At 40.3% G+C, this 12486-nt stretch carries 13 protein-coding genes; all 13 read right to left on the bottom strand.

Going from position 1 to position 12486, the window contains the following annotated elements; genetic code table 11:
* Positions 1-2: 2 nt before the first annotated feature.
* Positions 3-1091: a transcription termination factor NusA gene (nusA, locus tag RBH88_RS05265; RefSeq protein WP_213690126.1), complete on the bottom strand. Its 1089-nt coding sequence runs from the start codon at positions 1089-1091 to the stop codon at positions 3-5.
* 43 nt (positions 1092-1134) lie between these two features.
* Positions 1135-1617: a ribosome maturation factor RimP gene (gene rimP, locus RBH88_RS05260; protein ID WP_213690127.1), complete on the bottom strand. Its 483-nt coding sequence runs from the start codon at positions 1615-1617 to the stop codon at positions 1135-1137.
* A gap of 149 nt (positions 1618-1766) precedes the next feature.
* Positions 1767-1955, bottom strand: coding sequence for a hypothetical protein (locus RBH88_RS05255; RefSeq protein WP_213690128.1), 189 nt, complete (start codon positions 1953-1955; stop codon positions 1767-1769).
* 12 nt (positions 1956-1967) lie between these two features.
* A complete protein-coding gene (guaB, locus tag RBH88_RS05250; protein WP_213695624.1) occupies positions 1968-3443 on the bottom strand; it encodes an IMP dehydrogenase in 1476 nt (491 codons plus the stop codon).
* Positions 3444-3468: 25 nt separating this feature from the next.
* Positions 3469-4878, bottom strand: a complete 1410-nt coding sequence (gene gltX / locus RBH88_RS05245; protein WP_213695625.1) for a glutamate--tRNA ligase — start codon at positions 4876-4878, stop codon at positions 3469-3471.
* Complete coding sequence (ispF, locus tag RBH88_RS05240) at positions 4878-6083, bottom strand: 2-C-methyl-D-erythritol 2,4-cyclodiphosphate synthase (RefSeq protein ID WP_213695626.1); 1206 nt, start codon at positions 6081-6083, stop codon at positions 4878-4880. Before ispF ends, gltX begins: the two co-directional genes overlap by 1 nt.
* Positions 6080-7252: a PIN/TRAM domain-containing protein gene (locus tag RBH88_RS05235; protein ID WP_213695627.1), complete on the bottom strand. Its 1173-nt coding sequence runs from the start codon at positions 7250-7252 to the stop codon at positions 6080-6082. Before RBH88_RS05235 ends, ispF begins: the two co-directional genes overlap by 4 nt.
* An 8-nt stretch (positions 7253-7260) precedes the next feature.
* Positions 7261-7881 carry a recombination mediator RecR gene (recR, locus tag RBH88_RS05230; RefSeq protein WP_213690133.1) on the bottom strand — a complete coding sequence of 207 codons (621 nt, stop codon included), beginning with the start codon at positions 7879-7881 and terminating at the stop codon, positions 7261-7263.
* Position 7882: 1 nt separating this feature from the next.
* Positions 7883-8245, bottom strand: coding sequence for a YbaB/EbfC family nucleoid-associated protein (locus RBH88_RS05225; protein ID WP_213690134.1), 363 nt, complete (start codon positions 8243-8245; stop codon positions 7883-7885).
* Positions 8220-8684: a 23S rRNA (pseudouridine(1915)-N(3))-methyltransferase RlmH gene (locus tag RBH88_RS05220; protein WP_213690135.1), complete on the bottom strand. Its 465-nt coding sequence runs from the start codon at positions 8682-8684 to the stop codon at positions 8220-8222. The genes RBH88_RS05225 and RBH88_RS05220 overlap by 26 nt, the downstream gene beginning before the upstream one ends.
* 5 nt (positions 8685-8689) lie before the next feature.
* Positions 8690-9343: a V-type ATP synthase subunit D gene (locus RBH88_RS05215; protein ID WP_307880032.1), complete on the bottom strand. Its 654-nt coding sequence runs from the start codon at positions 9341-9343 to the stop codon at positions 8690-8692.
* A complete protein-coding gene (locus RBH88_RS05210) occupies positions 9336-10715 on the bottom strand; it encodes a V-type ATP synthase subunit B (protein WP_307880031.1) in 1380 nt (459 codons plus the stop codon). The genes RBH88_RS05215 and RBH88_RS05210 overlap by 8 nt, the downstream gene beginning before the upstream one ends.
* Positions 10712-12478 (bottom strand): V-type ATP synthase subunit A, encoded by a 1767-nt coding sequence (locus RBH88_RS05205; RefSeq protein ID WP_213690137.1) that lies wholly within the window; start codon positions 12476-12478, stop codon positions 10712-10714. The genes RBH88_RS05210 and RBH88_RS05205 overlap by 4 nt, the downstream gene beginning before the upstream one ends.
* Positions 12479-12486 lie beyond the last annotated feature (8 nt).

The raw sequence follows: 12486 nt of genomic DNA, 5'->3' as shown, positions 1-12486 counted from the left end.
TCTTAATCTATAATATCCTGAAAAATATCTTGAAGCGTAGGCATACGTTCCGGTTCAAGTGCCTTAATATCGATTTTCCAGCTTGTTAATCGTGCTGCTAACCGAACATTTTGGCCAGCTTTTCCAATAGCAAGAGAGAGTTGATCAGGTCGAGCATAGACTGTAACTGCCTTATCCTGCTCAAGAACAGGCTCAATCTTGACTATTTTTGCAGGTGAAAGCGAATTACGTATGAAGATTAACGGATCGCTGTTCCATATAATAACATCAATCTTTTCACCTGAAAGCTCCTGACTGATAGACTTGATTCGAGCACCATTGCTCCCGACACATGCGCCCACAGGATCAACATTGCTATCAAGCGTTTGAACTGCCACTTTAGCTCTCGTACCTGCTTCCCGTACAATACCCTTAATTTCAATAATGCCTTCCTGTATTTCAGGCACTTCAAGTTCGAGTAATGTTCTGAGCAACCCCGGGTGTGTTCGTGAAACTACTATTCTCGGTCCACGAGTTGTCTGTCTAACATCAAGCAGGTAAAATTTAAGTCGTTCGCCAGGTATATAGCGTTCGTTTATAATGCGCTCTTCGCGCGGTAAAATAGCTTCTGTGCGATCATTAAGACGAACAAGTACCTGATCATTTTCCGATTTAAAAATAATTCCGTTAACAAGATCTCCAACCTTGCCAGAAAATTCTTCGAAAATAATCTGACGTTCTGCGTCTTTTAATTTTTGTATGATTACCTGCCGTGCCGTTTGGGCAGCTATGCGGCCAAAATTCTCGGGATTTCTTTCGATTCTAATATATTCGTTAACTTCTACATCTGTATAACCAAGTTCACGAACTTTTTCAATTGATATTTCGGTGTCAGGATTAACGACATCGTCAACTATGAGCCGTACTTCACAGATGGAAACGTTTCCGCTATCAAGGTCTATATGAACCTCGACATTTTGGTCTCCGCCCTGATATTTTTTGTACGCAGAAATAAGTGCTGCTTCGAGGCTAGATGCTATTACCTCAGCAGTCAATCCCCGTTCCGCAGTTAGCTGTTTTAATGCACGGACGAAATCACGCCCAAGCTGCATATTTCTCCTCCTCCTCTAACAATTCCCCATCTGTTGTTATTTATTACTCTCCTTCGTAAACAAGGTTCCCTTTTTGAATAAGATCAAACTGTATTTCCTCTTCTTCTGTTGAATCATCAAGTTGGATCAATATACTCTGTTTCTCCTTGTTTACGGAACTTATTATTCCCTTAAAGCGCTTTCGCCCTTCTTTTATTGGAAGGCAACGAATTTTTGCTTTTTTCCCTTCAAAACGCGCGTAGTCGTCGAGTGTGAAAAGCGGCCTGTCTAAACCTGCTGAACCCACTTCTAAGAAATAACGATTAGGAAGAGCAGAATCATGTTCATCAAGAAAGTGGCTTAGACTACGAGAAACTGTTTCACAATCTTTTACCGTTATTCCACCGAGAACGTCGAGATAGACTTTGATGTAAAGATTATTTGATTCTTTTGCGAAAACAATGCCGACGCATTCATATCCTAGATTTTCTACAATATGGCGAAGAGAAATGGATAAATCTTCTTTTTTAAACGCAGGCTCTGCCATAACCTTTCCTCCTTTTAGAGCTAGAGGCCGAGAGTTACACAAAAAACAAAGAGTGGGACAAACCCACTCTTTGGTAATAACCACGCATAACTTCCCTCTCACCATGTATTCCTGCTTAGTATAACATGTTTTATGGTTTTCTTACAACTCTATAAATAATTTTCGCCTATGAATGTTCCCCACCAATCAGGGAGGGAAGCTTCATATTCTTCAATGTTGTTATCTTTTAGCAGTCTATCTGCAAGGACTTCTTCGATCAAATTTGGAAGCTCAAGAACACCTTCCCAATATGTAGTTAAAGCTTTCTTATCACGATCTAAAATCCTGCAAACATACATAATAGACACCTTCTATTCAATCCAGTAATTAGGGGCCTCCTTGGTCACGACTACATCGTGAGGGTGGCTTTCTTTTACAGCCGCTGGTGTTATTTTAACAAATCGAGCAATTTTATGTAAATCCTCTATTGTTTTTGCTCCAACATATCCCATTCCGGCACGCAATCCACCAACAAGTTGGTAAACAACGCCAGCTATAGGACCTTTATGAGGGGCAAGACCTTCAATTCCTTCTGGAACCAGCTTCTCACTTGTTGCTGATTCTTGGAAATAGCGATCTTTGCTGCATCCATTTTTCATTGCACCCAATGATCCCATTCCGCGATAGCCTTTAAATGAGCGTCCTCTATAAATTACAACCTCGCCGGGGCTTTCCTCTGTTCCTGCAAACAGAGATCCTATCATTACAGTATCTGCGCCACCAGCTAAAGCTTTTACAATGTCTCCTGAATAACGAATTCCACCATCTGCTATTACTTTTCTTCCTCGGGCGTGGGCTACCTGAGAAACGTTAAAGACAGCAGAAAGCTGTGGAACACCAATGCCAGCAATAACACGGGTGGTACATATGGAACCAGGTCCTACTCCAACCTTTACTGCATCAACTCCAGCGTCAATTAAAGCTTCTGCTGCTTCTGCAGTAGCAATGTTACCACCGATAAGAGGCAAGTCTTTATATTTTTTTCGTATATCTCTTACTGTCTGAAGAACTTTTGAAGAATGTCCGTGCGCTGTATCAACAACGATAATATCTACTCCACTTCTAACGAGAGCTTCTACCCTATCGAAAACATCTCTGCTGGAACCTACAGCTGCTCCTACACGAAGACGTCCGTGAAGATCTTTACATGCGTTTGGAAAATCCTTTACCTTTTGGATATCTTTTATTGTGATGAGTCCTTTTAATTTCTGTTCTTTATCGACGAGGGGTAATTTCTCAATTTTATGTTTCATAAGAATATCTTTAGCTTCTTCAAGAGTGGTTCCTTCGGGAGCTGTTACTAAATGCTCATGAGTCATGATAGCAGAAATATCCTGTTCATAATTTGTTACGAAACGGAGGTCTCTGTTTGTGATAATTCCTACGAGCTTTTGGTTATTGTCTACTATTGGAACTCCAGAAATGTGATAATGCTCCATCAATTCCAATGCTTCTTTGACTTTATCCTCTGGGTGAAGAAAGAAAGGATCAACAATAACTCCTGCTTCTGATCTTTTGACCATGTCTACTTCTTTTGCCTGCCTATCAAAGGGCATATTTCTATGAACAATACCTACGCCACCTTCACGTGCTATAGCTATAGCAAGCCTACCATCTGTAACTGTGTCCATAGCAGCACTACAAATAGGAGCATTAACCTGGATATCCGGCGTGATGTATGATTTTACATCTACGTTAGCAGGAACGACTTCACTATATCCAGGGACAAGCAACACATCATCAAAAGTAAAACCCTCATAGGGTACAAATTTGGTTTCAATAGACATTAAAGAACCTCCTCTTTCTATTTCTCTATGCTTTTCCTAGTCGTTGGATAGTATTCTCTTTACCCAACGCTGCCATTTCCAAGGGGATAGCTGGCCCCTTTTCTTCTCCTGAGAGAAGAAGTCTCAATGGATGGAAAAATTCTTTCCCTTTTAGCCCCTTTTCTTTTTGCCAGCTTCTAAGAGTTTTATCGAGGACACTTGGTTCCCATTCAGTTATTTCGCGAAGGACATTAATAATCTCTGGCATCCAATCAGGTGAAATACTTTTATTCTCATGAAACGAATCTGGCGAGGCAAAAAGCCATTTGGAAGATTCTAAAACGTCATGAGGCGTAAGGCAACCCCCAGAAATATCTTCAAGCAACAAAATAACGAAATTTTTATTCATTCCTTCAACAAGAGAAGGAATTGAAGGGTTTAATCTTACAAGTTCATTAAACATCCACTGTGCTCCTCTTGCACGCAAAGCTTCAGTTTGCCAATAGTTTAAATGTGTTTCATCATGAACTGGCGAAGATGATGAAACATGATCTATAGAGAATGCATCAATTATTTCTTTTTGCGATAGAAGATTTACGGAAGCATCTGCAGACCAACTCAGAGTAGAAAGATAGGCAATGAGTGCTTCTGGTAAAAAACCTTTTTCTCTAAACTCTCTAACAGATTGGGCTCCAGTTCGTTTACTTAACTTTTGTCTATCAATGCTTATTATCATCGGAACATGTCCATATAATGGAGAACCCAACCCTAAATTTTCTTGTATCAGCGTCTGAAGAACAGCATTTTTTATATGTTCGTCGCCCCGTATGACATGAGTAATATGCATAAGGGCGTCATCTAGAGCTGCTGTAAAAAGATATGTAGGCCAACCATCTGACCTTTCTACTATAAAATCACCTATTTCGGAATAGTTAAAGGAAATGTCACCATGAACTATATCTTTTAAAATAAAAGTTCCTGAATCAGGAACAGCGAAACGCCAACACGGGCGCTCTCCACTAGAAATTCTCTTGTCAATTTCTTCTGTTGTAAGAGATCTGCAACGGCCATTATATCGAGGAGGGTTTCCATTTTGCAGCTGTATCTTACGATCCTCTTCCAGTTGTTCCGGGGAGCAGAAACAGGGATATACAGCTCCAGTTTCTTTTAAGATTGCAAGATAATGTTCATAAATATCTCTTCGTTCACTTTGAATATAAGGCCCACATTCGCCGCCATTCCAGGGGCTTTCGTCAGGAACTAATCCCAACCATGACATATCTTCATAAATCATATCGGTATATTCTTGCCGAGATCGTTCTTGGTCAGTATCTTCTATTCGTAAAATAAATTCTCCTCCATTTTTTTTCGCAAACAACCAATTAAAGAGAGCTGTTCTTGCTCCCCCTATATGGAGTAATCCTGTCGGAGAAGGTGCAAATCGAGTTCGAATCATTAATGTAACCTCCCGTTACGAGAAAGAGTTGCAACTGCCGAACACATCATACATTCAGCGCGTCCAACCGGCCCAATATGTTCTCCTGATTTTATTTTGATATGTATTATATTCTTTTGTTCTTGAATTTGCGCAAAAGCACTTTCAAGTTTCTGGATAATGACGTCAATATACGGAGCTAAATGTGGAACTTGGGCTTGTAGGGTAACGTCTATCCATTCAATTTTCCAGTTTTCTTTTTGAAGAAGGGCGAGAACTTCTTGGAGCAGCTCAAACGAATAAGCATCTTTATATATAGGATCATTTGCAGGGAAGATTCTGCCTATATCAGGAAGTCCAGCTGCACCTAATAAAGCATCCATTACTGTATGAGTTAAAACATCCCCATCAGAATATCCGTCAAGCCCTAAAGGAGAATCAATAGGAACCCCTCCTAAAATCAAAATTCTTGAAGGCACGAGAGGATGGATGTCAAAACCATGACCTGTTCGGTATTCTTTTTTTCTTTCAACAAGAATTTCTGCAATTTTAAAATCATCAGGATATGTCATTTTCATATTCAGTGAATCACCTTCCACTGTTTCTAACAAACACTTTGACTTTACCCACACCTCAGCTTCATCTTTATATGACACATTGTCTTTCAACATTTCCAGTAAAGTCGCTCGAGGAAAGGCTTGAGGGGTTTGTGTCCGATACATTTTATCTCTAGATACAGAAGATACCATAATATTTTTTTCAAGTCTCTCTATTTTTTTCAGAGCATCTGTTACAGGAAGAACCGGAATGACACCATGTTCTGAAGAAACAGTGTCCATTATTCTTTCGCATAATTTGACGGATAGAAAGGGTCTTGCAGCATCATGTATAAGAACAAACTCTTCATGAGCCGATTTCAAGGCTTTTTTAACAGATTCTGTTCGTGTTGTTCCTCCGGCTATTACAACATAACATAACGGGAACCGAGTAATTTTTGCTACTTCTTTTTTTACTCTTTCTACGGCAAAACCAGGAACAACAACAATAACTTCATTTATTTTTTTCTCTTCTAAAAGTTCTTCTGTAACGGAAAGGCTCCATTGCCAAAGAGGTTTTTCTCCAAGATTACGAAATTGTTTGGGAGAGCCACCCATGCGCTCTCCCAAACCTGCTGCCGCTATAATAAAAGAAAATCGTTTTATTTTTTTCTCTTTTATTGCGCTCATGCCCGAACCTCACGGCGTATTCGTCCAAAGACCATACGTCCTGCAGACGTCTGAAGCATAGAAGTAACAACAACTTCTACACGTTTACCAACATAATCTTCTCCATCTTCAACAACAAGCATTGTTCCATCGTCAAGATAGCCGACTCCTTGATGAGGCTCTTTCCCTTCTCTAATTACATCGACAATAATGGATTCGCCTGGTAAAAGCATCGGTTTTAAGGCATTCGCGAGATCATTGACGTTCAAAACGATTACTCCCTGAATCTGAGCAATCTTATTAAGGTTATAATCCGTTGTTAAGATTTCTCCGCTTATTTGCTGGGCTAACGCAACAAGGCCACTATCTACGGTATCAACCTTTAATTGTTTTAAAGTAGTTTCCATTATCTCTACTTCAAGGGTAGAAAGTTTTTGCAATTCATTTACCACATCTAGTCCTCTTCGCCCACGAGTTCTACGAGCTGGATCTGTGGAGTCTGCAACGGCTTGAAGCTCTAACAGTACAAAACGCGGTAAAACTAGGACTCCTTCCATAAATCCTGTTCTTGCAATGTCGAGAATTCGCCCATCAATAATGACACTTGTATCGAGTATTTTTCTCGGAGCGCACCATTCTTCTTCAATTTCTTCAGTTGGTAACCCTTTTTTATTACGAAATTTCTTAGTTGAAAGGCGCTCCTTAAGGGCTCCTAAATTAAAAACACCTCGGATATCTTCTTGCCTCTTCCAAAAAATTCTTGCTCCAAGATATCCAAGAACAATATTGAGAACCACAGCGATATAACTTCCTACAGGCAGATCAAAAAAAGGAACCGCTATGAGATTTGCGATCAGCAAACCGACGATAAGGCCTAAAATAGCAGAAGAAATATCTTGCCAACTCAAATTTTTAAGGTGAAATTCAAATAAGGCCCCTATAAAGCCAAGTCCTTTAAGAAGTAAAGGCGTAATAGCCCATCCTATGAGGGCAAATACTGCGACACACCCCATAACGAAAAACATCTGTTTTGCTAGCCAAACTGGTAGCCATGCACGAACAGACTCAGATAAGGGTGCTGGAATAAATGGGATAAATAACATTGCAAGTTGATATCCAGCTATCCCAAAAAACAACATTACAAGAATTCTACATGCTCTTCGTATAACACTTCCAAAACCATCAGCCATGAATCCTCTCACCTCCTCTTATTTATACTCTTCTTCACATCCACACGAGATTCAAAGGCTGCATGCAATGTAATCCTGTCGGCAAATTCTATACTGCCGCCTACGGGAAGTCCATAGGCTAAGCGACTGATTTTAATGTCAAGATTTTCAAGTTCCGAGAGAAGGGAATAGAATGTCAAATCACCTTCAACTCGAGGGTTAGTTGCTATTATGACTTCTTGAACTCGAGTACGTATAATACGCTCTCTTAAACGTTCATACTCCGAAGGGGGTAAGTCTTCTCCGTCAAGAGGAGATATCTTCCCTCTTAATACATGGTATAAACCATTGTAAATTCCAGCTTGCTCCATACTTAACAAATCTTCAGCAGATTCAACTACGCAGAGAATATTTTTTTCACGAAACGGATCTGTACAAATAGCGCACGGGTCGACGTCAGTAATATTTCCACACTGGGAACACTCATATAAGCGGTCTTTTAAACCATGGAGAGAAGCAGCCAGTTCCTCAGAGAAAGAAGCTGGCTGCTGAATAATATAAAAAGCCATCCTCCGGGCACTTTTTTCTCCAACTCCCGGCAAGCGTTTTAAAAGCGTAACAAGTTGTAACAGTGACTCTGGAAGTGCCACGTTACATTAACCCCAATGCTCCAAGTGCACCAGATACTTGCCCCATCCTTGCGTTTGCTAACTCTCTGCTATTTTTAAGAGCATCAGAAACTGCCGCAAGAACAAGATCTTCAAGCATCTCAATATCATCAGGATTGACAACTTCCTTTTCAATTTTTACAGAGACAATATCCCCTTGCCCATTGGCGACTACTGTGACCATTCCGCCCCCTGCATTACCTTCTACTCTTTCCTGGGCAAGTTCTTCTTGTATTCTCATCATTTGAGCCTGCATTTTCTGAGCTTGCTTCATAATTTTATCCATTTTCATAACACATAACTCCCCTTTATCAAAATGATTAATGATGATACGACATTCTCTCATGAATAGCGATAGCCCGATATACCTGTTCCGTAAGAAAAAGTAAACACAATTCATGAGGAAACGTCAATTGAGAAAGTGATATTTTCTCTTGGCTACGTTCTTTCACTCTCTCTGACACTCCATATGCACCGCCAATAACAAATACCAGTCTCCCCCTTACTTCCCCTACTCGTTTATAGAACCATTGAGAAAAGGTGGGACTGGTAAACTCTTGCCCTTTTTCATCTAATAAGACAAGATAGTCGCGTTCTTTTATCCGTTTTAAAAGAGCATCTGATTCCTGTTCTCTAGCTTTCTCTGCCAAAGAGACACCACGAGCCTCTGGTACATATTCTAGCTCCAGAGGAATATACGGACGACAACGCTTCATATATCCGGATATTAAATCTGCAATGTTCCGGTTTTTTGGTTGGCTCACCACTATTATAACAACTTTCATTTGAATCACTTCTGTGGAAGAGAATAAACTTTATTTTTTTTCTTTTTAGATAATTTTTTTATTGCATAACGCTCTTGGCGTTCTCTTTCTGACAAAATATCACGAATTCTGCTCTCTTCTTCTTGCAGTTCAGGAAGCAGATTGTATTGAAGAGTATTTATCTTCATCATAGTTTTAGATAGTTCTTTTTCTAAAGAAGTTAGTTTAGCCTTTAAATTAATGTATGTCCATATTTTATTTTCTACTTTTTTCATTTCGTCGAGAAGTTCGTCAAGATAGAGAGATGTCATCGCCGGATCATATGTTAAGCCTGATAAGGAAAAACGACGGTCTTCAATTCGCTTAAATTGAGCAAAACGGCATCCCATGAGAGTATGCCGCTCTGAAGTTACTCTCAAACTTCCAACATCAGGTTTCAACAGTTGCATAACAGATTGCCCCTCGTACATTCGGACTAAAGTATAAACAAAGGAAATACGCTTTATATGTTCTCTGAAAAGGGCATCAAGCTTTTTAAAATTTCGACGATCTTCTTCTAAAGCACGTAGCAATGCATCTCTTTTTTTCTCTAAAAGCTGCTTCCCATATTGAACCGTAGTCATTTGACGACGAATATCCAGCAACTGTTCTCTTGTTGGTGGTCGAATCCCCTTACTCATGGGTTCCCAGCTTTTCTGTTATATAGTGTTCTGGAAGTCGATAGAGTTCCCTTGGAGGCAGTTCAGCAAGACATTGCCAAGCTATTTCAACTGATTCTGCTATTGTCCGATGGGTCACCCTCTGATCGACAAAACTTTTCTCAAATTTTTCTCCAAATTTCAAATAGAGGTGTTCTGTTTCAGTAAGTCCGTCGTCGCCTACTATTAATCGAAGGCGCGAAAGCTCTTGTGCCTTGGCATATGAAGCGTATAACTGATCTGCAAGAGATCTATGATAATCGAATGTCTTTCCCTTACCAATCCCTTTATTCATTAATCGACTCAAACTGGGAAGAACATTGATGGGAGGATATGCACCTCTGTCATGAAGTCCTCTATCAAGAACAATCTGTCCTTCTGTTATATAGCCTGACAGGTCAACAACAGGATGGGTCATATCATCATCAGGCATCGTAATAATAGGAATTTGCGTAACACTTCCCGAACAATTTTCAACACAGCCGGCTCTTTCATAAATTTCAGCCAAATCTGAGTACATATATCCTGGGTAACCGCGTCGTCCAGGAACTTCTTCTCGCGCAGCACTTATTTCTCGAAGAGATTCGCAATAATACAGCATATCTGTCATAACAACGAGAACATCGTAGCCTTTTTCAAAAGCAAAATATTCAGCGGCTGTTAAGGCCATACGAGGCGTCAATAATCTTTCAACAGCTGAGTCACTTGCAAGGTTCATAAAGAAAATACCATTATTTATGGCGCCAGTTGCTTCAAAAGTATCTATAAAGTAACGTGCTTCTCTTCTTGTGATTCCCATTGCTGCAAAGATAACAAGAAATTCAGATTCGCGTCCGGGAACACGTGCTTGTTGCACAATTTGAGCAGCAATCTCATTGGCAGGAAGTCCCGAACCAGAGAAAATTGGCAACTTTTGTCCTCTCACTAACGTGTTCATAATATCTATTGTCGATATGCCTGTTTCAACATAAGCATTCGGACTTGTTCTGCGAACGGGATTAATAGGCATACCTGTTATGGGGAGTTCTTTGTCGACGAATGTAAGAGATGTGCCATCCATAGGACGACCTCTCCCGTTAAGGACTTGCCCGATAAGCGATAGTCCCACTGGCATTTTAACAACATTACGATCAAGCCATACTGTAGTTTGTCCTGCATTGAGTCCCATTGTCCCATCAAAAACCTGAACAACACAAATATCATCTTGTATTTGTAATATTTGGCCAGATCGAACACCTGTTGGTGTTTCTATACGAACAAGTTCAGCATAACCTGCTTCACGTATGCCAGAGACAAAAATAAGCGGTCCTGCTATTTCTGAAATGGAACGATAACCTTCTAAAAAGAGCTTCATTCAGGAACCACCACCAAACTATTGAGCTTTGCATCAAAGTTTTTCAACCATAATTCATATCGTTGTTCCATATCTTTTTCAGAAACTTCTCGCAATCGTAAAAGTTCTACTCTCAAGGGAAAATCTGCTATTTGATCATAGAGCAAACCTGATTCTATTCTCCCTTGAACCATATCATCAAGACTGTGTAATAATTTAAGGAGCATAAGCTGTTTTTTCATAGAACAGCTTGCGTCTATATCGCTAAAAGCATTTTGCTGCAAATATACAACTTTTATCGTTTCAACTTGAGCCAATAACCATTTATCTTTCTCAGAAAGGCCATCCCGACCTACAAGCTGAACAAGGTCTGTAAGAACTTTTTCTCGATCAAGCATTCCTTTTAAATAACTTTTCAGTTTTTTCCATTCGGGACCTAATTCTTTTTCAAAAACTGGAGCTAGGCTGTCGTCATAAAGAGTATAACTTTGTTGCCAATTTATCGCTGGGAAATGACGTTGTTGAGCTAAACGCTTATCAAGCCCCCAAAAGGCACCGGATAAGCGGAGACTTGCCTGAGTGACAGGTTCAGAAAAATCTCCTCCTGGAGGTGATACTGCATTAATAACAGTTACAGAACCTTCTCGTTCGGGGAATCCCAACAATGTCGCTCTACCTGCCCGTTCGTAATATTGCGCAAGGCGGGTTCCCAGGTATGCGGGATATCCCTCTTCCCCGGGCATTTCTTCAAGCCTTCCCCCTATTTCTCTGAGTGCTTCTGCCCATCGAGAGGTAGAATCTGCCATTATAGCAACGTTATACCCCATGTCTCTAAAATATTCTGCCAACGTCATACCAAGATAGATACTGGCTTCGCGCGCAGCAACAGGCATGTTAGAAGTATTTGCAATAAGTACCATTCGTTCCATAAGAGGAGCGTCATGAAATGGATCTGTAAGCTCTGGAAATTCTTCAAGAACTTCTGTCATCTCATTTCCCCGTTCTCCACAACCTATATAGACGATAATGTCAGCATTACACCATTTAGCCAATGACTGTTGAGTCACTGTTTTCCCTGTGCCAAAGCCTCCAGGAAGTACTGCGGCTCCTCCTATAGCAATAGGAAATAGCGTGTCAAGAATCCGTTGTCCAGTTAAGAGTGGTTTATCGAAAGGAAGTCTATTTAATACAGGCCGCGCATGGCGAACTTCCCATCGTTGCTTCATGGATAATTCTTCGCCAGTATCAAGATGGCATATTCTTTCTTCTACAGTATATTCCCCTTCTGAAGCAACCCAAAGAACAGTTGACGAACGAGTACCGGGAGGAGCCATAATAGTGTGGCGTAAATAAGAACCTTCTATGACATATCCAAGAAACGATCCCGATTCAACTCTATCGCCCGCTTTGACTAAAGGGATAAAGTGCCATTTTTTCTTAAAATCTATAGTTGCAAGGTGTATTCCTTTTTGAAGGTAAATATTATCTTTCCCTAATACTTTTAATGGACGACCTATTCCATCAAGTACGCTGCTAAGAATACCAGGGCCTAAATCCACGGCTAAAAGTTCACCTGTAAAAGAAACAGGTTCCCCTTTAGCAACTCCACCAGTATCTTCATAAACTTGTATATCTACATATTCTTCCTGGATTCTGATAACTTCACCGAGAAGTTTGCTTTTTCCTACGTAAGCAACTTCAAACATCTTAACTGGCGCATGAATAAAAGCACGTATAACAGGACCAGATATACCAGTTATAATTCCAGAAGAAGGTGTACTCATTATTTTCA

The organism is Aminobacterium sp. MB27-C1 (assembly GCF_030908405.1).
Taxonomy (GTDB): Bacteria; Synergistota; Synergistia; order Synergistales; family Aminobacteriaceae; genus Aminobacterium.
This window is presented reverse-complemented; position numbering and strand designations above follow the sequence as displayed.